A 26,487-nucleotide genomic window follows, 5' to 3' on the forward strand; every position below is an offset into this window, starting at 1 on the left:
GCTGACCGACCGTGTCCAAGGGGTGGTGATCGACCCTGCACAACGAACGAGGGGACCAGGGGATGCGGAACCGCAGCCACCGTTCACGGGCCGTCCTCGCCGTCGCGGCGGCGGCTCTGCTGGGTGTCGCCGGGTGCGACGCCTTCGGTGGCAACTCCCCGGCGCCAAGAGGTACGACCGCGAAGGCTCTGCCGTCCCCGAAGCCCACGCCCACCTGGGACCGCAGCCCGGGATCGGTGGCCGCGGTCGGCGATTCCATCACCCGCGGCTTCGACGCGTGCACCATCTTGTCGGACTGCCCCGAGGCGTCCTGGGCGACGGGCAGCGACGCGCAGGTCCGGAGTCTCGCCGTACGGCTGCTCGGCACGGCCGGGGCCGCCGAGCACAGTTGGAACTACGCGGTGACCGGTGCACGGATGGCGGACCTGCCCGGCCAGATGGCGCAGGCGGCGACCAGGAAGCCGGAGCTGGTCACGGTGATGGCGGGCGCCAATGACGCCTGCCGCTCCTCCGCCTCGGCGATGACCTCCGTCGCCGACTTCCGCGCCGAGTTCGAGGACGCGATGCGGACGCTGCGCGGCGCCCTGCCCAAGACGCAGGTGTATGTGTCGAGCGTGCCGGATCTGAAGCGGCTGTGGTCCCAGGGCCGCGTCAACCCGCTGGGCAAGCAGGTGTGGAAGCTGGGCATCTGCCCCTCGATGCTGGGCGACGCGGACGTCCTGGACTCGGCGGCGACCCTGCGGCGCGCCAAGGTGCAGGACCGGGTGGAGGCGTACAACGAAGTCCTTCGGGAGGTGTGCGCCAAGGACAGGCGCTGCCGCTTCGACGGGGGCGCGGTCTTCGAGTACCGCTTCGGCACGGACCAGTTGAGCCACTGGGACTGGTTCCACCCGAGCAAGGACGGCCAGGCCAGGCTGGCGGAGATCGCGTACCGGACGGTGACGGCGAAGAACCCGGTGGCTTGACCGCCCCCGCACGGATCATTGGCCTAGGCTTTCGATCATGCGCAGCGAACTCTTCGGCACCCTTCCCGACGGCACTCCGGTCCACCGCTGGACGCTGGAGCGGTCCGGCGTGCGGGTGCGGGTCCTGACGTACGGCGGGATCGTGCAGTCGGCCGAGGTTCCCGACCGGGACGGGCGGGCCGTGGACGTGGTGCTGGGGTTCGCGGACCTGGCGGGCTACCTCGCCCATCCGGAGCCGTACTTCGGGGCGCTGGTCGGGCGGTACGCGAACCGGATCGCGGGCGGCCGCTTCCCGCTCGACGGTCTGACCTACCACCTCGCCCAGAACGACGGACCCAACTCCCTGCACGGCGGCGAGCTCGGCTTCAACAAGCGCGTGTGGGACGCCGAGCCGGTCGGGCACGGCGTGCGGCTCACCCGGGTCAGCCCGCACGGCGAGGAGGGCTTCCCGGGCCGCCTGGAGGTCTCGGCGACGTACAGCCTGGGCGAGGACGGCACGCTGCGGATCGCGTACGAGGCGGTCACCGACGCGCCGACCGTGGTGAACCTGACGAACCACACCTACTGGAATCTGAGCGGAGGGGGAAGCGCGGGTGAGCACGAACTCCGTATCGCCGCCTCGCGGTTGACGCCGGTGGACGCCGACCTCATCCCGACCGGGGAGCTCGCCCCCGTCGAGGGCACCCGCTTCGACTTCCGGCAGGCGCGGAAGGTCGGCACCGGGTACGACAACAACTTCGTGCTCGACAAGGGTGTCACGGCGACGGCCGCCGAGGTCGCGGAACTGTACGACCCGGCCTCCGGGCGCGTGCTGACCGTGGCGACCACCGAACCGGGGCTGCAGCTCTACACCGCGGACCACTTGAGCGACCCGTTCACGCCCGGCGACGGCGTCGCGCTGGAGACGCAGCACTTCCCCGACTCCCCGCACCGGCCGGAGTTCCCGAGCACGGAGCTGCGGCCGGGCGGGGTGTACAGGTCGCAGACGGTGTACGGATTCGCCGTGCGCGCCTGAGCGACCCCAGGGAGCCGCTCAGACGGTCTCGCCGCTAAGAGCTCTCGCCGCGCATCCTCTTGGTCGCCTTGCCGAGGATCGACATGGCGCCCAGGCAGATCGCGGTGACGGTGCCGCCGACGGCGATGGGAAGCGGGTCGAAGCCCTTGATCCCGTTGAAGAGGATCAGCGCGCCCAGCGCCATGATGATCGAGTACAGGCTCTGGCCGACCCTGGCACCGGCCGGGACGACCTGGAGCAGCTGCGGGATGGTCGTCGCGGCGGCGATCCCCATGCCGAGCGGGATGAACGCGGCGAGCATCAGCCCGCCGAAGCCGAACGAGTTCCCGTACGCGCCCCAGTCGGCGCCCTTGACGAGCAGATAGCCGGCGGCGCTCAGGGACAGCAGGACCAGGACCCCGTTGACGTACGCGGCCTGTGTGGCCGCCTTGCGGGCGCTCGGCAGGTGCGCGGCCGGGGAGCGCCAGGCGTCCGGGGTGAGCCGGCGCAGCTGCTCCTTGAGGCCTCGCGCCTTCATCAGGGCGAGGACGCCGACGACCAGGCCGACGAGGCCGAGCGCGGTGCCGGCGAAGCCGATCGGCTTCTCGGTGATGCCGTAGTGGGCGCCGCCGAAGGTCAGCGGGATGCCCAGGACGAAGCCGAACGCGTACACCTTGCTGGTCTGCTGGATCTTCAGCACCAGCTCGCGCTGGCCCGCGCTCAGGCTCGGGTCCAGCCTCATCCGGGCGTCGCCCAGGTTCTGTTGAGGGGCCATGGGCTGCTGCGGCTGCGGCGGGTAGGGCTGGTACGGCTGTTGGGGGTAGCCCTGCTGCGGCGGATACGGCTGCTGCGGAGAGCCTTGCTGGGGCGGATACGGCTGCTGCGGGTACCCCTGCTGCGGAGCGTATGGCTGCTGCGGCGGGTACGGCTGCTGCGGAGAGCCTTGCTGGGGCGGATACGGCTGCTGCGGCGCGTATGGCTGCTGCGGTGGGTACGGCTGCTGTGGGTACCCCTGTTGAGGCGGATACGGACCTTGCTGCTGACCTGGGTACATGCGCTTCTCCCCCGAACCGGCGTGTGTCGGCCCGCGAGTCTGCCACAGGTGGCCGAGCAGCGACGAGCCCCGGCCCGGAGGTCAGGTTCCGGACCGGGGCTGCTCGGTGGGGAGCTTGTCCCGGATCAGACGTTAATCGCGGCCGCGACCCGGCGGTCGATGATCGAGCGCCCCGCCTGAACCTCGTACGAACCCTTCACAAACGCCCACGCGTCGGCGTTCTCGTCCCAGATCTCGAAGGCGCGGCGCGGGAGTTCCACGACGGCCTCGGCACTCTCGCCCGGACCGGCCTCGACGCCCGCGAAGCCGGCGAGCCATCGGGCGGGCCGCTCGGCGTCGGCCTCCACCGGGGCCAGGTAGACCTGGACGACCTCGCGCCCGGCGCGCTCACCGGAATTGCGCACGCGGATCGTGGCGGTCGTACCGCTGATCTCGAGCGACTCGTACGTCCAGTCGGTGTAGCCGAGGCCGTGCCCGAAGGGGTACGAGGGGGTCTTCCCTTCCTTCTCCCAGGCGCGGTAGCCGATGAACACGCCCTCGGTGTACGGGAGTTCGCCGTCGGCCGGGACCACCTGGGTGACCGGGGCGTCCGCGAAGGAGCCCCAGGTGCTGGGCAGCCGACCGCCCGGCTCGTGCGCGCCGGTGAGGACGTCGGCGAGCGCGGCGCCGCCCTCCTGGCCGGGGAACCAGCTCAGCAGTACGGCGGCGACCTCGTCGCGCCACGGCAGTTCCACCGGGGAGCCGGAGTTGACGACCACGACGGTGTTCGGGTTGGCGGCGGCGACGGCGCGGACCAACTCGTCCTGGCGGCCCGGGAGTCGGAGGTCCTTGCGGTCGAAGCCCTCGGACTCGACGCGGTCGGTGGTGGCGACCACGACGACCGCGGTGTCGGCGGCGCGGGCGGTCTCGACGGCCTCGGCGATCAGCTCGTCCTCGTCGCGCTGCGGCTCCTGGTGGGCGAGCGCGAAGCCGACGACCTTCATCGGGATGCCCTCGGGGAGGGTGACCACGTGGGTGAGGGAGACCTCGACCGCCTCGCCCGCGGTCAGTTCGGCCTGGGCGCGGGGCACCGGGGCGAGGAAGAACGCCTCGAAGGGGTCGTCCTTGTCGGTGCGCTGGGCGTCGTCGAAGTACGTCGTGCCGTCGACGGTGAGGGTGAAGGCGCCCAGGCCCTTGATGCCGAAGGTGTGCGGGCCGCTGTCGCGCGGGGTGAAGGTGCCGGTCAGCTCGACGGTGTGGAGAGTGTCGTGGGTGACGCCCTCGGGGAGGTCGTCACCCATCCACTGGATCTGGCCGCCCGACGCGGAGCCGCTGCCGATGATCTCGCCGTTCGCGTCGCGGCAGACGGCGCGCAGCTCGAACCCCTTGTCGGCGACGGCGAGTTCCTCGGTCGGGTCGGCGCCGACGGCGTACGCCAGGCTGCCCTCGGGGAGGGCTGCGGTGAGGCCGTCGAGGGGCGAGACGATCCGGGAGGGGAAGACGGTGGCGGAGCCGCCGCCGAGGACGCGGGCGTCGCGGGCGGCGGCACCGATGAGGGCCACGCTTCCCGGCTTGAGGGGCAGCGCGCTGTTCTCGTTCCGCACGAGGACGAAGGCGCGGCGGGCGATCTCGCGGGCCAGTGCCTCGCCGTCGATGGGGGCGGGAGGCTCGGTCACGACCGGCTCGGCGCCCTGAAGGATGCCGACGCGGGCGGCGAGCCGGAGCACGTTGCGGACGGCCTCGTCGACCTTGGCCTCCTCGACCTCGCCGGCGCGCACGGCGGCGGCGAGCGGTGCGCCGTACACGGTCCGCGGGCCGGGCATGGCGACGTCGAGGCCGCCCTCGATGTCGGCGGTGGTCGAGCGGGCGGCCATCCAGTCGGAGACGTTGAAGCCGTCGAAGCCCCATTCGCCGCGCAGGATCTCGTTCACGAGGTGGCGGTGCTCGGTCATCGTCGTGCCGTTGACCGAGTTGTAGGCGGTCATGATGCCCCAGGGGTGGGCGTTCTCGACGATGGCCTCGAAAGGGGCCAGGTAGAGCTCGCGCAGGGCGCGTTCGCAGACCACGTTGTTCACCGTGAAGCGGTCGGTCTCGGCGTCGTTGGCGACGAAGTGCTTGACGGTGGTGCCGACGCCGCCGGACTGCACGCCCTGCACGTAACCGCTGCCGATCCGGCCGGTCAGATACGGGTCCTCGCTGTAGGCCTCGAAGTGGCGGCCGCCGAGCGGGGAGCGGTGCAGGTTGACGGTGGGCGCGAGCAGGACGTGGACCTTCTTGCGCCGGGCCTCCTGGGCGAGCAGGGCACCGGCGCGGCGGGCGAGGGCCGGGTCCCAGGTGGCGGCGAGCGCGGTCGGGGACGGGAGTGCGATGGACGGGTCGTCGGCGGTCCAGTGGACGCCGCGGACGCCGATCGGACCGTCGGACATGACCAGGGACTTCAGCCCGATCTCGGGGAGCGCGGGCAGCGACCACATGTCCTGGCCGGCCAGCAGCCTCGCCTTCGCGTCCAGGTCGAGCTTGCCGAGGGCCGCGTCGACGACCGCCTCGCGGGCCCGATCGGCCGCGTTCTCGGCCTTGATCCCCGCGTTCTCCGCGTTCTCGGCCTTGGTTCCCGCGTTCTCCGCTGTTTCCGCCACCACGGCACCTCCTCGTTGAAGCCCTTGGACGTCTCCTCATCCTGCACCCGCTACCTGTAGAGCGGTAGGTTTCGTTACCTTGCCGTTATAGCCAGGGTGATCGGATGCCGTACGGTGACGCCATGAGCACCAGGGCCAGAAGCGAGGAGCGGCGCGCGGAGATCGTCCGGGCGGCCCTGGAGGTGATCGCCGAGCGTGGCTACCGGGGCGCGAGCCTGGCCGCGGTCGCGGAGCGCGTGGGCCTCACCCAGCAGGGGCTGCTGCACTACTTCCCCACGAAGGACGCCCTGCTCGTCGCCGTCCTCGAGGAGCGCGACCAGTGGGACGCCGTGCCGGACACCCAGTGGCGGGTCGATCTGCTGGCCTCACTGGTCGAGTACAACGCCATGCGGCCCGGGATCATCCAGACCTTCTCGGCGCTGCTCGGCGAGAGCGTCACGGAGGGGCATCCGGCGCGCGAGTACTTCACCGAGCGGTACGCCAGGGTGCGCGCGAGCATGGCGGCGGTGCTGCGCGCCGAGTACGGGGAGCGGCTTCCGAACGGGCTCACGCCGGAGCGCACCGCGCCCCTGCTCGTCGCGGTGATGGACGGCCTTCAGTACCAGTGGCTGCTGGATCCGGAGTCGGTGGACATGCCCGGCGCGTTCCGGGACTTCCTGGCACTGCTGGGCGAGACCTGAGCCTCGATTCGCCCTCTCACTGCCGCCAGATGACGGCCAGCGTCTTGCTCGCCGCGCAGACGGCGGCGAAGACCATCGCCCAGGCGTAGGCCCCGGCGAGCACCAGGGCGAGCACGCCGGACCCGAACCAGAGCAGTTCGAAGCCGACACGGACCGCGCCGCGCGTCTTGTACGTCGCCTTCTGCGAGCCGAACAGCGCCCACAGCGCGATCAGTACGGCCGGTGCGCCGAGGCCGAGGAGCCAGGCCCACGGCGTGCCCACATCGCTGGTGAATCCCCAGTACCCGACGGCCGCGAGGGCGCCGAGTTCGATGAGGAAGAGCACGCCCAGGTTCGTTGCCTTCATACGCGGCAGTATCACCCGGAAGGGATCACTCCGGGCCGCGGACGGCGGCGACGACCTCGATCTCGATGAGGGCGTCCGGCTTGAAGAGGCGTGCGGCCTCGAAGGTCATGCTGGTGGGTGCGGTGCCGGTGAGGAACTCCCGGCGTACGGCGCCGTATTCGGCGAGCTTGTCGATGTCGGTCAGGTACGTACGGATGTTGATGATGTCGGCGAGGGTCGCGCCGTGCGCCTTGAGCAGGGCGTCGATGGTCTCGAAGACGCCGCGGCTCTGAGTGACGAGGTCCTCGCCGTCCGCCACCTGGCCGGAGAGATACAACAGCGCTCCGCCGCCCGGGAGTTCGACGCGGGCGACCTGGGAGTAGTAGGCGTTGGCGGGCTGGGGCGCGGAGGCCGGGTTGTCCAACGTGATCTGCACGGGGTTCCTTCAGCTTGATCGACGGATGTGGGTGACGGCCTCGGCGATGTCGGCGTGGGCGATGCCCGGGTCCGCGGCAGCCCGCCTGAAGTGCTCCAACACCGCTTCCATGACCGGGAGTCGGGCCGCCTTGGTCGCCAGGTCGGTGTCCTTGACGGCGAGCGAGGTGTCGAAGTGCACGCCCTCGGCGAAGGCGCGGGCGGCGGCGCCGCCGAGCGGGCCGTTCGCGAGGGCGGTGCGGGCGGTGCCCTCGTCGATGCCCAGCGCGTCCGCGAGGGCCATGGTCTCGGCGACGAGGGCGACTCCGCCGAGTACGGCGGCGTTCACGAGGAGCTTGAGCGCGGCGCCGGAGCCGAGCGGGCCGGTACGGGTGACGGTGCCGAAGTGCGCCAGCACATGCTCGACAGGGGCCACGTCACCGCCCGCGAGGATGCCGAGTCGGCCCGCGGCGGCCTTGTCGGTGCTGCCCGCCACGGGCGCGTCGATGAGCGTCACGCCCTCCCCGAGCCGGGCGGCCAGCTCCTTGATCACGTCCGGGCCGACCGTCGACATCTCCACCCAGGTCGCGCCCGGGCGGAGCTCCGGCACGATCGCGTCCGCGACCGCGTCGAGCGCGGCCGGGTCGGCGAGCATCGTGATCACCACGTCCGCGTCCCGTGCCGCCTCGGCCGGAGAGGCGGCGAGGGTCGCACCCTCCGCGACGAACGGCTCCGCCTTCGCGGCGGTGCGGTTCCAGACCGTCAACGGGTGCCCGGTGCCGAGGAGTTGGCGTGCCATCGCGGCGCCCATGTGACCGAGTCCGAGAAAAGCGATCTTTTCCATGTCTTCGACGCTAGGCACCCACAGGTGATGCGACAAGCGAATGTCTAGCATGTGTGTCATGCAGGACTCGCATGACACTCGGATGGTCGGTGCCGTCGACGGCAGGGGCCGGCAGAACGACGTACCCGATCTCTCGACCGTTTGGCTGCGGGTGTTCCTCGAAGTCGCCCGGCACGGTTCGTTCACCGTGGCCGCGCGGACGCTCGGGTGGACGCAGTCCGCGGTGTCGCGGCAGATCTCCTCGCTGGAGGCGTCGCTCGGCGGTGCCCCGCTCTTCGACCGGATGGCCCGGGGTGTACGGCTGACGGAGGCCGGGCGGGTCCTCGTACCGCACGCCGAGTCGGTGGTCGAGCGGCTGCACGGCGCGGGGCGGGAGTTGGCCGCGCTGCGGGAGGCGGCGGGCGGGCGGCTGCGGGTGGGCGCCTTCGCCACGGCGGACGCGGCCCTCGTACCGCGGGCCATCGCGGCGTTCCGTGCCCGCCACCCCGGAGTCCGGCTCACCCGCAAGGAAGGCTTCACCCCCGTACTCCTGGACCGGCTGACCGCCGACCATCTCGACCTGGCGGTCGTCTCGACGACGGGCCACACCCCGCTGGACGCCTACACCCTGCATCACCTCCTCGACGAGTCCCTGTACGTCGCCGTCCCCGCCGATCATCCGCTCGCCGCCGAGCCCTCCGTACGACTGCCCCAACTCGCCGACGCCGACTGGATATCCGGCGGGCCCCGCCCCGAGGGCACCCTGCTCGACGCGGCCCTGCGGCACGGGTTCCGCCCGCGCGTCGCGCATGTCGTCGCCGAGTGGACCGCCAAGCAGGGGTACGTCGCCGCCGGGCTCGGCGTGACGCTGATCCCGGCGCTCGCCGCGGAGTCCGTACGGCCCGACATCGCGCTGCTCCCGGTCCTCGACGAGGACGCGCCGGCGCGGGCGGTGTACGCGGCGACGGTGCGCGGACGGTCGCCGGCACCGGCGGGCGAGGCGTTCCTGGCCGCGCTGCGGGCGTCGGCCGCCAAGATTCCCGGCACCAGGGCGACTTGATCCCGCCACCAGGGTCTCTGGGACCAGTGGGACTGCATCGAGCCTCCCCGGTGCCTCACCCGTCATGCGCCATGGCGTACGCCCCAGCCGTCACGGGATACTGCCGCCGTCCGGCAGCACCCCACGGCGACGGAAGGCCCGAACTCCCTTGACTCACATACGCGTTCGGATCGGCGTACTCGGACTGGCCCTGCTCGCGGGTCTGACGGCCACGCCCAGCGCGTCGGCCGCCGAGACCTCCACCGTCGAGGAGCAGCGGCTCGACAAGGCCGCTCCCCAGGAGATCCTGCGGCGTTCCGGATTCGACACCGTGGCCCCGGCGTTCGCGCGGGCGCTGGGCAGGGCGGACTCGTACGCGCAGGCCCGGCACGTCGTCGTACAGCAGGGCGCGCGGCTGTGGCGGCGTGCCGTCGACCGGGCGCAGGGCCGGGGTCCGGCGGGCGGGGACCTGAGCCGGGACGACGACCGGCCGCTGTACTGGGCCCGGCTCGGCATGACGCGCGAAGTACGCCAGTGGGAGCCGGAGTTCAGCCTCTCCGACACTCAACGCTCCCAGTTGCTGGACGCGTTGGAGCAGAACTCGCGTGGCCAGAACGCCATCCGTTACCCGCACACCAAGGGTGTGAAGCGGATCCTGGTCACCGGGTTCGACCCGTTCACGCTGGACCGCGACATCCGGATCTCCAATCCCTCCGGAGCCACCGCGCTCGCCCTCGACGGCACGACGATCCAGACGGCGGACGGTCCGGCACGCGTCGAGACGGCCATGTTCCCGGTCCGCTGGCAGGACTTCACTGGGGGCACCTCCCAGGCGTTCAGATCTGGGGGAGGTACGGTGGAGCGCACGCTGCGGCCGTATCTGCCGCACGTGGACCTGTTCACGACGGTCAGCCAGGGCCGCGTCGGCCGCTTCGACGTGGAGCGGACCAACGGGGCCTGGCGGGGCGGCTACCCGGACAACCTCAACCTCTCAGTGACCGAGACGGTCCCGGTCACCGACCCGGCCTCGCAGCCGCAGTGGACGTCGACGACCCTCCCGTACCAGGAGATCGTCGCCGCGGACACCGGCCGCTTCCCCGTGTACGACAACACGTCGGTGACCGAGATCCCGGCGGGCGGTACGGATCCGGTCGTACGCCCCGACGGCCCGACCCCGGGTTCCACGGCCCGCGCCGGTGGCGGCGGCAACTATCTCTCCAACGAGATCGCCTACCGCGCGACGCTGCTCCGCGACCGCCTCGGGCTGCACTCCACGCTCCCCGGGGGGCATGTGCACACGCCGGTGCTGCAGTTCGGCACGGGCAACACGGACCCGGCGACCGGCACGGTCACCGATCCGGAGTTCGTGCGGAACCGGCTGGACATCATCGATCAGGTACGGGCGATCCTGACGGTGGCGGTGGACGCGACCGCCACAGCATCGGCTCCCGCTAGTGCGACGGAGCGAACGCGAGGCTGATGCCGAGGCCGGCCAGGACGGAGCCGATGACCTTGTTCAGGACCTTCTGGCCGCGCAGCATCAGCGTGCGCATCCGGTCGTGCGAGAAGAAGACCGCGACGACGCCGAACCACAACAGGTGGGCGAAGGACATGAACAGCCCGTAGCCCACCTGCTGGTAGACCGGGGTGCCGGGGCTGACCACCTGGGCGAACGTCGAGACGACGAAGAGGGTCGTCTTGGGATTGAGGACGTTGGTGAGGAAGCCCGTGCGCAGGGCGGCGAACGGGGTCAGGGTCGTCTTGTTGGCCAGATCGACCTCGACGTCTTCGCGCGCGCGGAAGGTGCGCACGCCGATGTAGACGAGGTACGCCGCGCCGATCAGCTTGATCACGGTGAACAGGGCGGTCGAGGACGCGATCAGGAGTCCGACGCCGAGCATCGTGTACGTCACGTGCACCAGGACGCCGGCGGCGACGCCGGTGGCGGCGAACAGCCCTGTCCGGCGGCCGTAGAGGTAGCTGTTGCGGACGACCATGGCGAAGTCGGCGCCGGGGGCGATGACCGCCAGGACCGTGATGACGGCGACGGCGAGTATCTCGGTCACGGGGTGGCTCCCTCCTCGGGGGCGTCAACGGTTTCGGGGGCGTCCTCGGTCGTCTCCGTCTCCTCGCCACGCAGATCGCGGGCCATGAGAGTGGCGCCCGCGACGGCTCCGGGCATCAGGAAGACCGCGACGAACGGAACCAGGAAGGCCAGGCCCAGGGGCGTGCCGAAGCCCCAGACGAGCATCTTGCGCGAGCGGAGCAGAGACAGGCGTGCGCGGAGGTCGACGCCGCGGCGCTGAAGGGCGACGGCGGTGAGTTCCTCGGTGAGGAAGAACCCGGTGACGAAGAAGCCGATCACCGGGATGACCGTCTGGCCGACGAACGGGACGAAGCCGAGGGCGAAGAGGAGCACGCCCCACAGGACCGCCCTTACGACGATACGGAGGCTGTCCCGCCCCGAGATCCACAGCTCCCGCCAGAGTGGGAGTCCCGACTCGGGGGCCGTGCCGTCCGGGGAGACGTCGCGGTCGACCTTCTCGGAGAGGTTCTCGTAGAAGGGCTGCCCTATGAGGAGGGTGACCGCCGTGAAGGTGAGGACGGAGAGGAGGAGGGCGAGGGCGCAGAGTACGGCGGTGAGGAAACCGCGGAAGAGACCCGGCCAGGGGCTGGTCCAGTCGTCCGCGAAGGGGGTGGCCCAGGTGACGAAGTCCTCGCCGTACAGGGCGAGGGTGACGAGCGCTGCCGCGTAGAGCACGAGGGTGATGAGACCCGGGACCAGTCCGAACCCGTACTGCTTCCCGTGCCGGGCCACCCATCGCTGGCCCTGCACCAAGTAGTTGAAGCCCACCCCAAGATCGCGCATGGGGGAACTTTAGCGGGACGCTTCGCGGGGGCGCGGGTGGGTGGTTTTTTCGCCCCCTCCGCCCCTACCCGTCCCGTACCAGCCTTTCGGCTGCGGGTGCGTGGGGGCTTGTCGCGCAGTTCCCCGCGCCCCTTTTTGGGGGCGCAGCCCCCAGGGACAGGTAGGGGCGGAGGGGGCGGATCACACCGGGGTGACCGCGACCACCACGCCCCGTTCCGCCGCGGGCGACGCCGCTGCCGAGACGCGGACGGCCGCCGCGCGGGCGACGCGCCCCGCGCGGGAGGCGGTGGCGAGGAGGACCGGCTGGAGTTGTTCGAGGCCGGAGACAAGGAGCTCCTCGCTCGCGATGAGGAGCGGGCGGACCGCCGTCATCGCGGCGGCCGCCGCCTCCGTGAGATCGGCGAGGGGAGGGAGCCCGGCCCGCACGACCCCCGCCCCGGCGGCAGCCGCCCGCTCCGCCAGCGCGACCTGAAGCGGCAGCAGCGGAGCCAGCGCGGCGGTCAACGCATCGGCGATACGCCGAAGTTCGGGCGACGAGCTCCGCAGGACGTCCGCGGCGGCCCGTACCACCGGAGTCAGCGCGAGCAGCGCCCCCGCCGCGACCCCTGCCGCCGCGGGCAGCAGCGGCGAGGTCGCCTCCACCAGCTCCCCGAGCGCGACGGCCGCCTCCTCCACGGCGGGTTCCACCGCGTCGAGGATGGGCAGCAGACTGTCGCCCACCGCGGCGAGCAACGCCTGCGCCGGTTCGCTCACGGGATGCACCGCGAGCGGCGCCCCACTCGTGCCGAGCCGCGTCAGCGTGTCCACGATCCGGTAGAAGGCCTCCTGCGCCTGCGGGGAGGCGCTCGCCTCGGCCAGCTCGGCCGTCGTCTCGCGCAGGACGCGCAGCACCTCCGCCCCCGACCCGTCCCGGGGATCGAAAGTGTTGACGGCGATTCTCGTGATGTTCCCGGCCGTGTCGAGGAGTTGGCCGGTGATGTCGGTCGTGTTGCGCGCCATGCGCAGCACGTCCTCCCTGCTGGGGAGCGACGGGATCAACGGAATCGGGGACATGGAGGCCCTCCTCGCCACGCGCACTACCGCTCGGCCGAACCTGCGGCCCGGCCCTCCGTCGCGCCGGCGCCCGCACTCAGCATGCCCCGTCCGGCCCTCCGAGGATGCGCCATCCGGGGCATCCATGACCACAGCCGTGACGGCGACGCCCTCTTGTTGCAGAAGAGTCGAACAGGTACACCTCGCCGTACCGCTCACAGAAACCCCCTCATCGGAGGTACGACGCGTGCGCTTACCGAAGCCTCTTCCGAAGCGTCTTCCCAGACGTGTCCTGATCGCCGGCGTCACCGCCACCGCGGCCGGCTCGCTGCTGTTCGCACCGCACAGCGCCACCGCGGACCGCAAACCGCCGGTCCGCGAGGGATCCGCCTCGGAGAGCGGCGCCGCCGGGGCCCCCGCGAGCGCCGCCCGCAACGCCCTCACCGCCCCCGTCACCGACCTCTCCGCGAGCGCGAGCCCCGGCGGCTACCCCCGCGAACAGGTCCTCACCCCGGACCCGGAGAACCCCGCCGACAAGTCCATCAAGCTCGGCCTCACCCCGTACCACGCCATCGCCCCGAAGCTGAACGCCCTGCAGCAGCTCGGCGACCGTGTGAGCGTCGAGGTCGCGGGCCGCTCGGCCGGCGGTCACCGGCTCTACCTCGTCACCGTCACCGCCCCGGAGAGCGCCCGCGAGACCCGCGCCCAGGAACGTCTGCGCGAACTCATCGAGAACGCGCCCCAGGCGGCGGCCAAGGATCCGGCCGTCAAGAAGACCTACAAAACGCCCGTGTTCTTCAACAACAACATCCACGGCAACGAGTGGGAGGGCACGGACGCCGCCCTCAAGCTGATCCAGCAGCTCGCGACCGCGCACGACGCGAAGACCACCGACCTCCTCGCCCACAACCGCCTCTACTTCAACATCACCGCGAACCCGGACGGCCGTATCGCGGGCACCCGCACCAACGCCAACGGCTTCGACCTGAACCGCGACTTCATCACCGCCTCGCAGCCCGAGGCGCGCGCGGTGCGGCAGATCGGGATCGACAAGCAGCCGGCCGTCATGCTCGACCTCCACGGTTACGTCAACGGCACCCTCATCGAGCCGACCACCCCGCCGCACGGCGAGAACTACGAGTACGACCTCTTCCTCAAGAACACCTACGCCAACGCCCTCGGCATGGAGGCCGCCGTCAACGGCCTCGGCCTCACCCCCGCCAAGGACGGCGTGGAGCCGGCTCAGATCCCCTTCCGCGACCAGCGCGAGGGCTGGGACGACTGGCCGCCGATCTTCACACCCCAGTACGCGGCGTTCCATGGCACGGTCGCCGCGCACACCGTCGAGATCCCGCTGACGGTGAACAACTCGGCGTACGACACGCTGCCGGTGGACGAGCTCAGGCGCCGCTCGGCCATCAACGTCGACGTGGCCGGCGCCGCCATGCGGGCGACGCTCGACTTCGCCAAGTCCCACCGGACTTCCCTCATCGCCGACCAGATCGAGGTCTTCCGGCGCGGTGCGACGGGCGCTGCCCAGGTGCCGGTCTCCGCCGAGACGGTCCCCGGCGTCCCGGGCATCGGCCCCGAGGACGTCTACACGACCGACTTCCCGCGCGCGTACGTCATTCCGGCCGGCCCGACACAGCGCTCGGCCACCGCCGCCGCCCGCCTCGTCGACCACCTGCTCGCCAATGACGTACGCGTCACGCGCGCGGTCCACGGCTTCCGGCTCGCGGGACGGTCGTACGCGAAGGGCTCGTACGTCGTGGACCTGCACCAGCCCAAACGAGGTCTCGCCAATGTGATGCTCGCGGACGGCCGGGACATCAGTGACAAGGTGTCGACGATGTACGACATCTCGGGCTGGAGCCTGGGCCGCCTGTGGGGCGCGACGGTCGAGCGCGTGCTGAGCGGGAGTCCGTCCGCCGTCCCGTTGCGCACGGTCGGCGCCACCACGCGCGTCGGATACGTCGCTCCGCGCGGCGACCTGCGCCTGCGTCTCGACACCCCGCAGGAGATCGCGGCGCTCAACTCCCTTCTTCGGCAGGGTGTTTCCGTGCGCCGGACCGCCGACGGCAGTGCGCTCGTGCCGTCCTCGGCCCGGACGAAGGCCGATGCCCTCGCCCGCGCGTACGACGTCGCCTTCGACGCGACGAAGACGACCGGCGGCACCCTCCTGCACCCCACCCGCGTCGCCGCCGCCGTCACCGCCGGTGAGCTCTTCGCCCTCCGTGAGATGAACTTCGACGTGGTCCCGGTGTCGACGGCGATCCTCAACGCGGGCTTCGACTGGTCCTCGGCGGATGTGCTGTTCGTGTCGTCGGGGCTGGACCACTCGGCCCTGACCGCGTCGGCGCGGACGGCCTTGGATGCCTTCCTGGGCACCCACGGCCTCGTCGGCCGCGGAGCCACGGGCGCCGCGCTCAACGCCGCCGCCGGACTGCTCGCCGTGAAGCCGGTCGAGGGCAACGGGGACGCCAACGGCGTGGTGCGAGTGGTGAATTCGGGCGGTTGGGTCACGACGGGCGCTCCCGATCACAGTTTCGTGTACGCCCCCGTCTGGTTCACCGATCTCGGGCCCGGGGTCCGCGTCGAGCAGTCGTACGCGACGGGCGATCCGCTCGTCTCCGGGCACTGGCGGCCGCTGGACGACGGCACGGGCGGGCCCACGGCGGCGGGAGGCCGGGCGTCGGTGGTCAGCGGTCCGCACGCGGTGCTGTTCGGCACCGAGCCGCTCTTCCGTGACCATCCGAAGGGGGAGTTCCCACAGGTGGGGAGGGCCTTGCTGACGGTGTCCCGAGGGTAGTGGCACGACAGAGGCCGCACCCCACGTCCTAGGGTGCGGCCTCCGCCGTGAGCAACGAATGCCGTCAGGCAAGCGTCACGGTGATGTTGCCGCGAGTCGCCTTCGAGTACGGGCACACCTGGTGGGCCTTCTCGACGAGCGCGCGGGCGGTGGCGGCATCGACGTTCGGGATGTCGGCGGAGATCTCGACGATGATCCCGAACCCGTCCTCGTTCTTGCCTATGCCGACCTTCGCGGTGACGGTCGAGCCGGAGATGTCGGCGTTCTCCTGACGGGCGACGACACCGAGGGCGCCCTGGAAGCAGGCGCTGTACCCGGCGGCGAAGAGCTGCTCGGGGTTGGTGCCCGCGCCGCTGCCGCCCATCTCCTTGGGCGGGTTGACCACGACGTCGAGCTTGCCGTCGTCGGTGGCGACCCGGCCGTCGCGACCGTTCTCGGCGGTGGCGACGGCGGTGTACAGGACATCCGACTGCTGGATGGACATACGGTGCGTTCCTCCTTGGTCCGCCGCGACTCGCGCCCACGATCGCGACGACTTCGGAAAGAAGTTACCGTATGCCGGAAGTCCAGCGACAGGCCCTCTCGGGATCGCCGTGGGCTCAGAGCTTGACGATCATCTTTCCGATGTTGTCGCCGCGCAGGACGCCGAAGAACGCCTCCAGGTTGTTCTCGATGCCCTCGACGACCGTCTCGCTGTACTTGAGCTCGCCGGAGCGGACCCAGCCACCGACCTCCTGGACGAACTGCGGCTGCAGGTCGTAGTGGTCGCTGACGAGGAAGCCCTGGATGCGGCCGCGGGTCTGGATCAGACGGGCCAGGTTCGCCGGGCCGGGGACGGGCTCGGTGCTGTTGTAGACGGAGATCATGCCGCAGACGGCGATGCGGCCGTCCTGGTTCAGGGAGCCGATCGCGGCCTCCAGGTGGTCACCGCCCACGTTGTCGAAGTAGACGTCGACGCCGTCGGGGGCGGCCTCGCGCAGCTGCTCGTCGACCGGCCCGTTCTTGTAGTTGAAGGCGGCGTCGAAGCCGTACTCCTCGACGAGCAGCTTGACCTTCTCGTCGGACCCGGCGGAGCCGATGACGCGCGAGGCGCCCTTGAGCTTGGCGATCTGCCCGACCTGGCTGCCGACGGCACCGGCGGCGCCGGAGACGAAGACGGAGTCGCCCTCCTTGAAGGAGGCGGTGCGCAGGAGGCCCGCGTAGGCGGTGAGCCCGGTCATCCCGAGGACGCCGAGGTACGTCGACAGCGGCGCGGCCTGCGGGTCCACCTTGACGGCCTGCTTGGCGTCGACGACGGCGTACTCGCGCCAGCCGAAGAAGTGCAGGACGTGGTCGCCGGCCTCGATCCCCTCGGCGTTCGAGGCGACGACCTCACCGACCGCTCCGCCCTGCATGACCTTGCCCAGCTCGAAGGGCGCGGCGTACGACTTGGCGGCGCTCATACGGCCGCGCATGTACGGGTCCACGGACACGTACTTGTTCCGCACCAGGACCTCGCCCTCCCCCGGCTGCCGTACCTCGGCCTCGACCAGGGCGAAGTCGTCCGGCTTGGGCCAGCCGACCGGGCGGCTGACCAGGTGCCATTCGCGGCTGACGGCGGGGAGCGTGGGGGTGTCGGTCATGGGGGTGCGCCTTTCCTGTTTCCTACGGGTTTCCGCGAGTTTGTACCGATTCTCGCGTACGGCTCCGCGGGGGGCAAATACTTCAGTACCTGAAACAACAATGCGCCTGAATATTTCATGATGTCAAGTAACGGGGTAACCTGGAGTCCATGGCCACGCAGAAGACACCCCGAATCGACCCCCTGACCATGGAGGTCGTCGAACTGATCGGCACGGTCGTGGCCCGCTACCACGAGGAGTACGAGGACGCGGCGGCGGAGCACGCGCTGACCGGCGCGCAGGCGCGGCTGCTGAGCCTGCTGTCGCTGGAGTCGCTGCCGATGCGGCGGCTGGCGCAGCAGCTGAAGTGCGAGCCGTCCAATGTCACGGGGATCGTGGACCGGCTGGAGGCGCGGGGGCTGGTGGAGCGGCGCCCGGACCCGGCGGACCGCCGCGTCAAGCTCGCCGCGGCGACGGCCGAGGGCCGGGAGGTCGCCCGGGGGCTGCGCGACTCCCTCAACTTCGCGCGGGAGCCCCTGGCGGGGCTGTCGGAGGACGAGCGGCTGGCGCTGCGGGATCTGCTGCGGCGGATGCTGGGGGCGGACGTGCACGAGGGCTGAGGCGGGTTCAGGCGAGTCCGCCGCCGGCGGTGGCCCGTGCGGTCCCGAGGAGCCGGCGCAGGGCGTCCACCGCCGGCGTCTCGACGTCGCCCGGATCCGCCACCTCCGGTTCCGCGCGTCCCGCCGCCGTCATGACGGCAAGCCTGGCATGCGGAGTGGTTTTTCGCCCCCGCCGCCCCTGCCCATTCCCGTACCTGGGGGCTGCCGCCCCCAGACCCCCGCTAAAAGATCGCGCCGTTCCCCGCGCCCCTGAAGGGGCGCGGGGAACGGCGCGACAAGCCCCCACCGGGCAGGGGCGGCGGGGGCGAGAAACGTCCTACGTGCACCACCACAAGAAGCGGTTGCAGGTTTCCGACGGTGAAGGGGCCGGGGTTGGGGCGGACGTCGTGGGGACGGAGGTGACGGGGGCGGTGGTTTCGGGGGCCGAGGTGCGGGTGGGGGCCGAGGTCGCGCGTCCCGGAGTCGTGCCGGTGGTTGCCGACTCTTCATCCTTGTCCTTGTCCTTGCCGGAGGCGGACGCGGACGGAGACCCGGAGTCGGAGGGCGACGCGGAGGCGTCGGGCGAGTCGGTCGGCGAGGCGCCGCCCGCCCCCGACGAGTCACCCAGCGGCTGCGCCGTCTCCTTGGCGTCCGAGGACGTCGAACCGTCGGCCGACTCACCCCCGGCCGCCGCCGGCTTCGGGCTCAACCCTGGCGCGTCGATGCCGAGTTCGGCGAGACTCAGCCCACCCGCCGCGAGCACGAACCCCGCCGCGACGAGCAGCGTCCGGCGCCGCCGACGACGGTGCGCCGCGGCCTTGCGGTCCCGCCGGCTCGCGCCACCCGGAGCATCCGGACCTTCCGGGCCACCGGGGCCGTCGGCCCCCCGCGCCGCCCGTCCGCGCCCCCGGCCCCGATCCCGCCGCCGCGCGGCCCGTCCGGGCCGCTCGTCCGCGTCGTCGTCCTCGTCGTAGTACGCGTCGGCGTCGTCCGCGTCCACGCCCGTTTCCGGGCGCGCGTCGGTCTCCTCCGCATGCGCGCGGAGCTCTTCGACTGGGGTGCCGCACCCCGGGCAGGCAAGGGCGCCGTTGAGGTGCCGTCGGCACGGGTGGCAGTAGTCCATGACGCGGGAAGACTAAGTTCCTCACAGGTAACGTTCATAGGCACAGCTGTGAAGGTTGTGTGCTGAACTTCCCGTTCCGGCGTGCCGAGTTGAGACACCCCCGAACATTCCCCGCCATCCCGATCCCATCGCGTCGAAACCGTTATGCGTTCGACCCATTGACACTCCAGGGGCCATGTCCTTACTGTCACGCCAGCATTTCGAACGTGTGACGAAATTTCGAACAGAGCCGAAGAGCACAGGGGGCAACTGCCGTGCGCATCACGGGAATCAGCACACACGTGGTCGGGACGCCCTGGCGGAACCTGACGTACGTCCAGGTGCACACCGACGAGGGCATCACCGGAGTCGGCGAGACCCGCATGCTGGGCCACACCGACGCGCTGATCGGCTATCTGCGGGAGGCGGAGGCCAATCACATTCTCGGCTCCGACCCGTTCGCTGTCGAGGACCTCGTCCGACGGATGAAGTACGGCGACTACGGACGCGCCGGCGAGATCGTGATGTCCGGCATCGCCGTCATCGAGATGGCCTGCTGGGACATCAAGGGCAAGGCCCTCGGGGTACCGGTGTGGCAGCTGCTCGGCGGCAAGGTCACCGACAAGGTCAAGGCGTACGCCAATGGGTGGTACACGACCGAGCGGACCCCGGAGGCCTATCACAAGGCCGCGCAGGAGGTCATGGCCCGCGGGTACAAGGCCCTCAAGATCGACCCCTTCGGGACCGGGCACTTCGAGCTCGACCACGACCAGACCCTCTACGCCGTCTCCCTCATCGAGGCCGTGCGCGACGCCATCGGGCCGGACTCCGAGCTGATGCTGGAGATGCACGGACGGTTCTCCCCTTCCACCGCCATCCGGCTCGCCCGCGAGCTCGCGCCCTTCAAGCCCGCCTGGCTGGAGGAGCCGGTCCCGCCGGAGAACCTCAAGGCGCTGGAGAAGGTCGCCGCCAAGGTCGACATCCCGGTCGCCACCGGTGAGCGCATCCACGACCGCATCGAGTTCCGTGAGCTGTTCGAGGCTCAGACCGTCGACATCATCCAGCCCGACGTCGGCCACATCGGCGGGATCTGGGAGACGCGGAAGCTGGCCGCCACCGCCGAGGCGCACTACGTGCTCGTCGCCCCGCACAACGTCGGCGGGCCCGTCCTCACCGCCGCCTCCCTCCAGGTCGGCTTCACCTCGCCGAACTTCAAGATCCTTGAGCACTTCAACGACTTCGCGGACGCGGAGATCAAGAAGGTCGTGAAGGGCGCGCCGCAGGTCGTCGACGGCTACTTCCAGCTGTCGCACGAGCCCGGTCTCGGCGTCGAGCTGGACACCGACGCGGCGGCCGAATTCCCTCAGCAGCAGGCCCGGTTCGACCTCTGGGCGGACGGCTGGGAGCAGCGCAAGCCGAAGGGGACGCAGTGAGCACCGCGGTCGTCATCGAGGCGCCGGGCGAGCACCGGCTGACCGCCCACGAGCCCCGGGAGCCGGGGGCCGGCGAGGCGCTCGTCCGCGTCCACGCCGTCGGCATCTGCGGCAGCGACCGCGAGGTCTATCAGGGCAACCGGCCCGACGGGTACGTCCGCTACCCCCTCACGCCCGGCCACGAGTGGTCCGGGACGGTGGAGAGGGTCGGCGCGGACGTGCCCGAGTCCCTCGTCGGCCGCAAGGTCGTCGGCGAGGGCTTCCGCAACTGCCAGGTCTGCGACCGCTGCCACGCGGGCGAGACCACGCTGTGCACGGCGGGGTACGAGGAGACCGGCTTCACCCAGCCGGGCGCGATGGCCACCACCCTCACCCTCCCCGCCCGGCTGCTCCATGTCCTGCCGGACGACGCCGACTTGACGGCCGCCGCCCTGCTGGAGCCCGCCGCCTGCATCGCGGCCGCCGCGCTCAAGGCCAACGCAAGGCCCGGTGAGCGGGTCGCGGTGGTGGGCACGGGGACCCTCGGGATGTTCGCCGTGCAGTTCCTGAAGGCGGGCTCCCCCGCCGAGCTGCTCGTGGTGGGCACCCGGCCGGATCGCGACAAGCTCTCCAGGGACTTCGGCGCCACCGACTTCCGCACCCGGGACCAGGAACTCCCCGACGACTTCGACGTCGTCATCGAGACCGCCGGGTCCGCGTCCGCCGCGCGCACCGCCGCCTCCCTGCTCAGGCGCGGCGGACGCCTGGTCCTGACGGGGATCCCGGCGCCGGGCGCCGAGGGACTCGACCCCACCGATCTCGTCGTACGGCAGCTGGAGGTGCACACCGTGTTCGGGGCGCCGCCGGAGGCCTGGGCGCACACGGTGCGGGTGTTCGGCGCGGGGCTGCTGAACCCGTCGCCGCTGGTCACGCACGAGCTGCCGCTCGCCGAGTTCCCCCAGGCCATCGAGCTGGTGGGGTCCGGGGATCCCAAGGTCGGAAAGGTCCTTCTGCGTCCATGAGCCGTCCATGAGCCAGGTTCTTCCGCTCCCCTGATCCGTACGCCGGTACGGAGACACCTGACGCTTCGTACCGGCGTACACCCACCGACACGAACCATGTCCGAAATATCGAACGCGAAGGACAGCTTGTGACCGACGCCTCCCTTACGGCAGCCCGTCGACCCGGTGAGCAGGCGCTCGCCGCGCTCGGCCTGGGCGCGCCCGACCTCTCACCAGCCGACGCCTCGCCGCACACCTTCCCGGGAGGCGGCCGCTGGCGCACCGAGGTTCCGTCCGTCGAAGGCCCCGAGGCCGTTGCCGTGGTCCTCAAGGAGTCCTCGCGGCTCGATGTGCCGATCCACCGGATCAGCCAGGGCAGCGGTGTCTGGATGCTGACCGACGCCGAGATCACCGAGATGGTCGAGGCCACCGGTGAGCGCGACATCGAGCTCTGCCTCTTCACCGGGCCGCGCGGCACCTGGGACATCGGCGCCTCCGTACGCACCGACTCGCGCGGCGCCGGCCTGCGCGCCCGGGGCCACGACGCGGTCGCCGGCTGTGTCGAAGACGCCGTCCGGGCAACGGAGTTGGGCGTCAAGTGCCTGCTCGTCGCCGACGAGGGCGTGCTGTGGACGCTGCACCGGGCCCGCGTCGCCGGGATCATCCCGGCCGACACGACACTGAAGGTCTCGGCGCTGGTGGGCCCCGTCAACCCGGCCTCGTACGCCGTGTACGAGAACCTCGGCGGCGACTCCATCAACGTACCGAGTGATCTGACGCTCGATCACCTCACCGAGATCCGGCGGGTCTCCGCCGCCCCCATGGACATGTACATCGAGGCCCCCGACGACCTCGGCGGGTACGTGCGGATGTACGAGGTCGCCGAGCTGATCCGGCGCGGCGCACCGCTCTATCTGAAGTTCGGTCTGTCCAAGGCACCCGGGATCTACCCGTACGGCACCCATATGCGGGACCTGACCCTGGACACCGCCCGGGAGCGGGTACGGCGCGGCCGGCTCGCTCTCGACCTGCTCGCCCGGCACGGCGCGGACGGCGACATGGCGCCGCTCGGCTCCCGGCTGCCCGGCCCGCTCAACCGCTTCCCCACCGAGGCCTGAACACCCTCTCAACGACGAGAAGAACAAGGACTGATCACCATGCGCACTCGCAGAAGCGCCCTCACCCTCATAGCCGGAGCCGCCTCCCTCGCCCTCACCCTGACCGCCTGCGGACAGAGCGGTGAAGGCGGCAGCAAGGAGGACAAGGGCAGTGCCAAGGGCGGCACCATCGGTATCGCGATGCCCACCAAGTCCTCCGAGCGCTGGATCGCCGACGGCAAGAACGTCGTCAAGGACCTGGAGTCCAAGGGCTACAAGACCAAGCTGGTCTACGGCGAGGACGACCCCGACCAGCAGGTCTCGCAGATCGAGAACCTGATCACGCAGGGCGTCAAGGGCCTGATCGTCGCGGCCATCGACAACAAGTCGCTGAACAACGTGCTGCAGCAGGCCGCCGACGCCAAGATCCCGGTGATCGCCTACGACCGTCTGATCCTCGGCACGAAGAACGTGGACTACTACGCGTCGTTCGACAACACCAAGGTCGGTGAGCTGCAGGCCAGCTACATCGTCGACAAGCTGGGCCTGAAGGACGGCAAGGGCCCGTTCAACATCGAGCTGTTCGCCGGCTCCAACGACGACAACAACACCAAGTACTTCTTCAACGGCGCGATGAGCGTCCTGCAGCCGTACATCGACAACAAGAAGCTCGTCGTCAAGTCCGGCCAGACCAAGCTCACCCAGGTCACCACCCTGCGCTGGGACGGCGCCACCGCGCAGAAGCGCATGGAGGACATCCTCACCTCCACCTACAAGAGCGGCAGGGTCGACGCGGTCCTGTCGCCGTACGACGGCATCTCCATCGGCATCCTCGCCGCGCTGAAGTCGGACGGCTACGGCTCCTCCAGCAAGCCGCTGCCGGTCATCACCGGCCAGGACGCCGAGCTCGCCTCGGTGAAGTCGATCATCGCGGGCCAGCAGACGCAGACCGTCTACAAGGACACCCGCAAGCTCGCCGATGTCGCCGCGGCCATGGTCGACGACGTCCTCAACGGCAAGAAGCCGGAGACCAACGACACCAAGACGTACGACAACGGCACCAAGGTCGTCCCCGCCTACCTGCTGCAGCCGGTGAGCGTCGACAAGACCAACTACACGAAGGAACTGGTCGACACCGGCTACTACAAGGCCAGCGAGCTGCAGTAGTCCCCCTGTCGGTCAATTCCTACGGCCTGAAGAAAGGGCACGACCATGGCGGGACCCGTCCTGGAAATGCGCTCGATCGTCAAGACCTTTCCCGGCGTCAAAGCGCTGTCGGACGTCACGCTGACCGTCCGTCAGGGCGAGGTTCACGCCATCTGCGGTGAGAACGGCGCCGGAAAGTCCACCTTGATGAAGGTGCTCTCCGGCGTCCATCCGCACGGCACCTACGAGGGCGACATCCTCTTCGAGGGTGAGACCTGCGAGTTCAAGGACATCCGGGCGAGCGAGCAGCACGGCATCGTGATCATCCATCAGGAGCTGGCCCTGGTGCCGTTCCTGTCGATCGCGGAGAACATCTTCCTCGGCAACGAACACGCCTCGGGCGGGTTCATCAACTGGAACGAGACGCTGAAGCACGCCACCGAGCTGCTGCGCCGGGTCGGTCTGACCGACCACCCGGAGACCCGGATCACCGACATCGGCGTGGGCAAGCAGCAGCTGGTGGAGATCGCCAAGGCGCTCTCCAAGAAGGTGAAGCTGCTCATCCTCGACGAGCCGACCGCGGCTCTCAACGACGAGGACAGCGGCAAACTCCTCGATCTCATCCTGGAGTTGAAGAAGCAGGGCATCACCTCGATCATCATCTCCCACAAGCTGAACGAGATCCGCCGGGTCGCCGACTCGGTGACGATCCTGCGCGACGGCCGGTCCATCGAGACTCTCGACGTCAAGGCGCCGGAGACCACCGAGGACCGGATCATCTCCGGCATGGTCGGCCGCGATCTCGACCACCGCTTCCCCGACCGCACGCCGTTCGAGGGCGAGGTGGGCTCGGCGCCGGCCCTTGAGATCCGCAACTGGACGGTGCACCACCCGATCGACCAGCAGCGCAAGGTGGTCGACGATGTGTCGATCAACGTGCGGCGCGGGGAGATCGTCGGCATCGCGGGCCTGATGGGCGCCGGCCGCACCGAGCTCGCGATGAGCGTCTTCGGGCGCACCTACGGCCGGCACGCGGGCGGCACGGTCCTCAAGGACGGCAAGGAGATCCGTACGAAGACCGTCGCCGAGGCGGTCGATCACGGCATCGCGTACGTCACCGAGGACCGCAAGCACTACGGCCTCAACCTCATCGACAACATCAACCGGAACATCTCGCTGACCGCCCTGGGCAAGGTCGCGAGGCGCGGTGTGGTCGACGAGCACGAGGAGCGCAAGGTCTCCGAGCGCTTCCGCAAGTCCATGAACATCAAGGCGCCGACCGTCTTCGAGACGGTGGGCAGGCTGTCCGGCGGCAACCAGCAGAAGGTCGTCCTCAGCAAGTGGATCTTCGCGGGTCCCGAGGTGCTGATCCTGGACGAGCCGACGCGCGGCATCGACGTGGGCGCCAAGTACGAGATCTACACGGTCATCGACCAGCTGGCCGCCGAGGGCAAGGCGGTCGTCTTCATCTCCTCCGAGCTGCCCGAACTGCTCGGTATGTGCGACCGCATCTACACCATGGCCGCCGGGCGGCTCACGGGCGAGGTCCCGCGGGCCGAGGCCACGCAGGAAGTGCTGATGCGCCAGATGACGAAGGACAAAGAGGTAACCCGATGAGCACGGATGTGACGGACAAGGTCCCGGCCTCGGCGCCGCCCGGCAAGAGCGGGAGTTCGGCCGACGGCAACCTGCTGCAGCTGATGCTGAACGGCCTGCGCCGCAACATGCGGCAGTACGGCATGCTGATCGCCCTCGGCCTGATCGTCGCCCTCTTCGCGGTCTGGACCGACGGCGACCTGCTGCTGCCGCGCAACGTCTCCAACCTGGTGCTGCAGAACAGCTACATCCTGATCCTCGCGATCGGCATGATGCTGGTGATCATCGCGGGTCACATCGACCTGTCGGTGGGATCGCTGACGGCGTTCATCGGCGCGTTCGCGGCCGTGCTGACGGTGCAGCACGGTGTGGCGTGGCCGGTGGCGCTGGTGCTGTGCCTGCTGGTGGGCGCGGTGGCCGGCTCGATGCAAGGGTTCCTGATCGCGTATCTCGGCATACCGTCGTTCATCGTCACCCTGGCCGGCATGCTGCTCTTCCGCGGTCTGACGGAGATCTTCCTGCAGGGCCAGACCCTCGGCCCGTTCCCGGACGGCCTGCAGAAGCTCGGCAACGGCTTCCTGCCGGAGGTCGGCCCCAACACCAACTACCACAACCTCACCCTGCTGCTGGGCTTCGTGCTGCTGGCCTTCGCGGTCTACCAGGAGGTCCGCGACCGCAAGCGCCAGCAGGAGTTCTCGCTGGACGTGCTGCCGCGCAACGCCTTCCTGCTCAAGCTGGTCGCCATCGCCGCCGCGGTCCTCGCGGTCACGATGCTGCTCGCCAGCTACCAGGGCGCGCCGATCATCCTGATCGTCCTCGGCGTCCTGGTGGTCGGTTACGGCTACGTCATGCGCAACGCCGTCTTCGGCCGCCACATCTACGCGATCGGCGGCAACCTCCCGGCGGCGAAGCTGTCCGGCGTCAAGGACAAGAAGGTCACCTTCTTGGTCTTCCTGAACATGGGCGTGCTCGCGGCCCTGGCGGGTCTGGTGGTCGCCGCCCGTCTGAACGCGGCCTCGCCGAAGGCCGGCCTGAACTTCGAACTCGAGGCGATCGCCTCGTCGTTCATCGGTGGCGCGTCCATGAGCGGCGGTGTCGGTACCGTGCTCGGTGCCATCATCGGTGGTCTCGTCCTCGGCGTGCTGAACAACGGCATGAACCTTCTCAGCGTCGGCACCGACTGGCAGCAGGTCATCAAGGGCCTGGCCCTGTTGGCGGCGGTCGGCTTCGACGTGTGGAACAAGCGCAAGTCCGGTTCGTAAGTCAGCTGGGCCCCGCCACCAAGGCGGGGCCCCACCCTTTACGGGAGCCGCA

The 26,487-nt window shown here is 70.4% G+C and carries 25 protein-coding genes; 13 read left to right on the top strand and 12 right to left on the bottom strand.

All coding sequences use genetic code 11. The features are described 5' to 3' along the window. The first annotated feature begins 62 nt into the window (after positions 1-62). Together AB5J53_RS16120 and AB5J53_RS16125 are read left to right on the top strand one after the other, a co-directional pair. Entirely contained in the window at positions 63-965 is a 903-nt protein-coding gene (locus AB5J53_RS16120) for an SGNH/GDSL hydrolase family protein (RefSeq protein WP_369246344.1), read from the top strand. 37 nt (positions 966-1,002) lie between these two features. After that, positions 1,003-1,980 carry an aldose epimerase family protein gene (locus AB5J53_RS16125; protein WP_369246345.1) on the top strand — a complete coding sequence of 326 codons (978 nt, stop codon included), beginning with the start codon at positions 1,003-1,005 and terminating at the stop codon, positions 1,978-1,980. A gap of 34 nt (positions 1,981-2,014) precedes the next feature. Here the strand turns inward: AB5J53_RS16125 and AB5J53_RS16130 are convergent, their stop codons facing one another. Both AB5J53_RS16130 and AB5J53_RS16135 read right to left on the bottom strand, forming a co-directional pair. Further along, positions 2,015-3,013, bottom strand: a complete 999-nt coding sequence (locus AB5J53_RS16130; RefSeq protein WP_369246346.1) for a hypothetical protein — start codon at positions 3,011-3,013, stop codon at positions 2,015-2,017. Positions 3,014-3,138: 125 nt separating this feature from the next. After that, a complete protein-coding gene (locus tag AB5J53_RS16135) occupies positions 3,139-5,571 on the bottom strand; it encodes a beta-glucosidase (RefSeq protein ID WP_369252258.1) in 2,433 nt (810 codons plus the stop codon). Positions 5,572-5,732: 161 nt separating this feature from the next. Here AB5J53_RS16135 and AB5J53_RS16140 point away from each other — a divergent pair, with 161 nt between their 5' ends. After that, on the top strand, positions 5,733-6,308 hold the full coding sequence (locus tag AB5J53_RS16140) for a TetR/AcrR family transcriptional regulator (RefSeq protein ID WP_369246347.1): 576 nt from the start codon (positions 5,733-5,735) through the stop codon (positions 6,306-6,308). Between the two features lie 16 nt (positions 6,309-6,324). Here AB5J53_RS16140 and AB5J53_RS16145 read toward each other — a convergent pair whose 3' ends face one another. The 3 genes from AB5J53_RS16145 to AB5J53_RS16155 are packed head-to-tail and all read right to left on the bottom strand — an operon-like array spanning position 6,325 to position 7,891. Continuing rightward, positions 6,325-6,654, bottom strand: coding sequence for a YrdB family protein (locus tag AB5J53_RS16145; RefSeq protein WP_369246348.1), 330 nt, complete (start codon positions 6,652-6,654; stop codon positions 6,325-6,327). Positions 6,655-6,679: 25 nt separating this feature from the next. Beyond that, positions 6,680-7,069, bottom strand: coding sequence for a RidA family protein (locus AB5J53_RS16150; RefSeq protein ID WP_369246349.1), 390 nt, complete (start codon positions 7,067-7,069; stop codon positions 6,680-6,682). Positions 7,070-7,078: 9 nt separating this feature from the next. After that, the gene (locus tag AB5J53_RS16155) at positions 7,079-7,891 is read right to left on the bottom strand and encodes an NAD(P)-dependent oxidoreductase (protein ID WP_369246350.1); all 813 of its coding nucleotides are present in this window, start codon (positions 7,889-7,891) and stop codon (positions 7,079-7,081) included. An 82-nt stretch (positions 7,892-7,973) separates the two neighbouring features. Between AB5J53_RS16155 and AB5J53_RS16160 the strand changes: the two genes are divergently transcribed. Together AB5J53_RS16160 and AB5J53_RS16165 are read left to right on the top strand one after the other, a co-directional pair. Further along, entirely contained in the window at positions 7,974-8,930 is a 957-nt protein-coding gene (locus AB5J53_RS16160; RefSeq protein WP_369252260.1) for a LysR family transcriptional regulator, read from the top strand. Between the two features lie 148 nt (positions 8,931-9,078). Beyond that, positions 9,079-10,389, top strand: a complete 1,311-nt coding sequence (locus AB5J53_RS16165) for a pyroglutamyl peptidase (protein WP_369246351.1) — start codon at positions 9,079-9,081, stop codon at positions 10,387-10,389. On the opposite strand, the gene AB5J53_RS16170 is transcribed toward AB5J53_RS16165, so the two are convergent. The 3 genes from AB5J53_RS16170 to AB5J53_RS16180 form a co-directional block, all read right to left on the bottom strand. Further along, positions 10,361-10,975: a LysE family translocator gene (locus AB5J53_RS16170; protein WP_369246352.1), complete on the bottom strand. Its 615-nt coding sequence runs from the start codon at positions 10,973-10,975 to the stop codon at positions 10,361-10,363. The genes AB5J53_RS16165 and AB5J53_RS16170 overlap by 29 nt on opposite strands. Further along, a complete protein-coding gene (locus AB5J53_RS16175) occupies positions 10,972-11,778 on the bottom strand; it encodes an EI24 domain-containing protein (protein WP_369246353.1) in 807 nt (268 codons plus the stop codon). The genes AB5J53_RS16170 and AB5J53_RS16175 overlap by 4 nt, the downstream gene beginning before the upstream one ends. Before the next feature lie 180 nt (positions 11,779-11,958). Further along, positions 11,959-12,831: a hypothetical protein gene (locus AB5J53_RS16180; protein WP_369246354.1), complete on the bottom strand. Its 873-nt coding sequence runs from the start codon at positions 12,829-12,831 to the stop codon at positions 11,959-11,961. A gap of 226 nt (positions 12,832-13,057) precedes the next feature. On the opposite strand from AB5J53_RS16180, the gene AB5J53_RS16185 reads away from it, so the two are divergent. Further along, complete coding sequence (locus tag AB5J53_RS16185; RefSeq protein WP_369246355.1) at positions 13,058-15,619, top strand: M14 family zinc carboxypeptidase; 2,562 nt, start codon at positions 13,058-13,060, stop codon at positions 15,617-15,619. Between the two features lie 64 nt (positions 15,620-15,683). On the opposite strand, the gene AB5J53_RS16190 is transcribed toward AB5J53_RS16185, so the two are convergent. Together AB5J53_RS16190 and AB5J53_RS16195 are read right to left on the bottom strand one after the other, a co-directional pair. Next, positions 15,684-16,103 (bottom strand): organic hydroperoxide resistance protein, encoded by a 420-nt coding sequence (locus AB5J53_RS16190; RefSeq protein ID WP_369246356.1) that lies wholly within the window; start codon positions 16,101-16,103, stop codon positions 15,684-15,686. Positions 16,104-16,218: 115 nt separating this feature from the next. Continuing rightward, positions 16,219-17,241 (bottom strand): NADP-dependent oxidoreductase, encoded by a 1,023-nt coding sequence (locus AB5J53_RS16195; RefSeq protein ID WP_369246357.1) that lies wholly within the window; start codon positions 17,239-17,241, stop codon positions 16,219-16,221. A 149-nt stretch (positions 17,242-17,390) separates the two neighbouring features. Here AB5J53_RS16195 and AB5J53_RS16200 point away from each other — a divergent pair, with 149 nt between their 5' ends. After that, the gene (locus AB5J53_RS16200; protein WP_369246358.1) at positions 17,391-17,840 is read left to right on the top strand and encodes a MarR family winged helix-turn-helix transcriptional regulator; all 450 of its coding nucleotides are present in this window, start codon (positions 17,391-17,393) and stop codon (positions 17,838-17,840) included. 7 nt (positions 17,841-17,847) lie between these two features. On the opposite strand, the gene AB5J53_RS16205 is transcribed toward AB5J53_RS16200, so the two are convergent. Both AB5J53_RS16205 and AB5J53_RS16210 read right to left on the bottom strand, forming a co-directional pair. After that, complete coding sequence (locus AB5J53_RS16205) at positions 17,848-17,973, bottom strand: hypothetical protein (protein WP_369246359.1); 126 nt, start codon at positions 17,971-17,973, stop codon at positions 17,848-17,850. A 183-nt stretch (positions 17,974-18,156) separates the two neighbouring features. Then, on the bottom strand, positions 18,157-18,942 hold the full coding sequence (locus tag AB5J53_RS16210) for a hypothetical protein (RefSeq protein ID WP_369246360.1): 786 nt from the start codon (positions 18,940-18,942) through the stop codon (positions 18,157-18,159). A 254-nt stretch (positions 18,943-19,196) separates the two neighbouring features. On the opposite strand from AB5J53_RS16210, the gene AB5J53_RS16215 reads away from it, so the two are divergent. The 6 genes from AB5J53_RS16215 to mmsB all read left to right on the top strand — a co-directional run bounded on the left by AB5J53_RS16215 (position 19,197) and on the right by mmsB (position 26,435). Next, entirely contained in the window at positions 19,197-20,354 is a 1,158-nt protein-coding gene (locus AB5J53_RS16215; RefSeq protein ID WP_369246361.1) for a mandelate racemase/muconate lactonizing enzyme family protein, read from the top strand. After that, complete coding sequence (locus AB5J53_RS16220; protein ID WP_369246362.1) at positions 20,351-21,355, top strand: zinc-binding dehydrogenase; 1,005 nt, start codon at positions 20,351-20,353, stop codon at positions 21,353-21,355. The genes AB5J53_RS16215 and AB5J53_RS16220 overlap by 4 nt, the downstream gene beginning before the upstream one ends. A 128-nt stretch (positions 21,356-21,483) precedes the next feature. Then, a complete protein-coding gene (locus AB5J53_RS16225; protein WP_369246363.1) occupies positions 21,484-22,452 on the top strand; it encodes a hypothetical protein in 969 nt (322 codons plus the stop codon). Positions 22,453-22,491: 39 nt separating this feature from the next. Further along, complete coding sequence (chvE, locus tag AB5J53_RS16230; RefSeq protein WP_369246364.1) at positions 22,492-23,598, top strand: multiple monosaccharide ABC transporter substrate-binding protein; 1,107 nt, start codon at positions 22,492-22,494, stop codon at positions 23,596-23,598. A gap of 45 nt (positions 23,599-23,643) precedes the next feature. After that, complete coding sequence (gene mmsA / locus AB5J53_RS16235; protein WP_369246365.1) at positions 23,644-25,194, top strand: multiple monosaccharide ABC transporter ATP-binding protein; 1,551 nt, start codon at positions 23,644-23,646, stop codon at positions 25,192-25,194. Further along, the gene (gene mmsB, locus AB5J53_RS16240; RefSeq protein ID WP_369246366.1) at positions 25,191-26,435 is read left to right on the top strand and encodes a multiple monosaccharide ABC transporter permease; all 1,245 of its coding nucleotides are present in this window, start codon (positions 25,191-25,193) and stop codon (positions 26,433-26,435) included. The genes mmsA and mmsB overlap by 4 nt, the downstream gene beginning before the upstream one ends. The last annotated feature ends 52 nt before the right edge of the window (positions 26,436-26,487 follow it).

The sequence above is a fragment of the Streptomyces sp. R41 genome, assembly GCF_041053055.1.
In the GTDB taxonomy this organism is placed as follows: domain Bacteria; phylum Actinomycetota; class Actinomycetes; order Streptomycetales; family Streptomycetaceae; genus Streptomyces.

Coding starts and splice junctions, on each gene's coding strand:
- AB5J53_RS16120 (WP_369246344.1), top strand. CDS start 63: ATGCGGAACCGCAGCCACCGTTCACGGGCCGTCCTCGCCGTCGCGGCG.
- AB5J53_RS16125 (WP_369246345.1), top strand. CDS start 1,003: ATGCGCAGCGAACTCTTCGGCACCCTTCCCGACGGCACTCCGGTCCAC.
- AB5J53_RS16130 (WP_369246346.1), bottom strand. CDS start 3,013: ATGTACCCAGGTCAGCAGCAAGGTCCGTATCCGCCTCAACAGGGGTAC.
- AB5J53_RS16140 (WP_369246347.1), top strand. CDS start 5,733: ATGCCGTACGGTGACGCCATGAGCACCAGGGCCAGAAGCGAGGAGCGG.
- AB5J53_RS16145 (WP_369246348.1), bottom strand. CDS start 6,654: ATGAAGGCAACGAACCTGGGCGTGCTCTTCCTCATCGAACTCGGCGCC.
- AB5J53_RS16155 (WP_369246350.1), bottom strand. CDS start 7,891: ATGGAAAAGATCGCTTTTCTCGGACTCGGTCACATGGGCGCCGCGATG.
- AB5J53_RS16160 (WP_369252260.1), top strand. CDS start 7,974: ATGGTCGGTGCCGTCGACGGCAGGGGCCGGCAGAACGACGTACCCGAT.
- AB5J53_RS16175 (WP_369246353.1), bottom strand. CDS start 11,778: ATGCGCGATCTTGGGGTGGGCTTCAACTACTTGGTGCAGGGCCAGCGA.
- AB5J53_RS16180 (WP_369246354.1), bottom strand. CDS start 12,831: ATGTCCCCGATTCCGTTGATCCCGTCGCTCCCCAGCAGGGAGGACGTG.
- AB5J53_RS16190 (WP_369246356.1), bottom strand. CDS start 16,103: ATGTCCATCCAGCAGTCGGATGTCCTGTACACCGCCGTCGCCACCGCC.
- AB5J53_RS16195 (WP_369246357.1), bottom strand. CDS start 17,241: ATGACCGACACCCCCACGCTCCCCGCCGTCAGCCGCGAATGGCACCTG.
- AB5J53_RS16200 (WP_369246358.1), top strand. CDS start 17,391: ATGGCCACGCAGAAGACACCCCGAATCGACCCCCTGACCATGGAGGTC.
- AB5J53_RS16205 (WP_369246359.1), bottom strand. CDS start 17,973: ATGACGGCGGCGGGACGCGCGGAACCGGAGGTGGCGGATCCGGGCGAC.
- AB5J53_RS16210 (WP_369246360.1), bottom strand. CDS start 18,942: ATGGACTACTGCCACCCGTGCCGACGGCACCTCAACGGCGCCCTTGCC.
- chvE (WP_369246364.1), top strand. CDS start 22,492: ATGCGCACTCGCAGAAGCGCCCTCACCCTCATAGCCGGAGCCGCCTCC.
- mmsA (WP_369246365.1), top strand. CDS start 23,644: ATGGCGGGACCCGTCCTGGAAATGCGCTCGATCGTCAAGACCTTTCCC.
- mmsB (WP_369246366.1), top strand. CDS start 25,191: ATGAGCACGGATGTGACGGACAAGGTCCCGGCCTCGGCGCCGCCCGGC.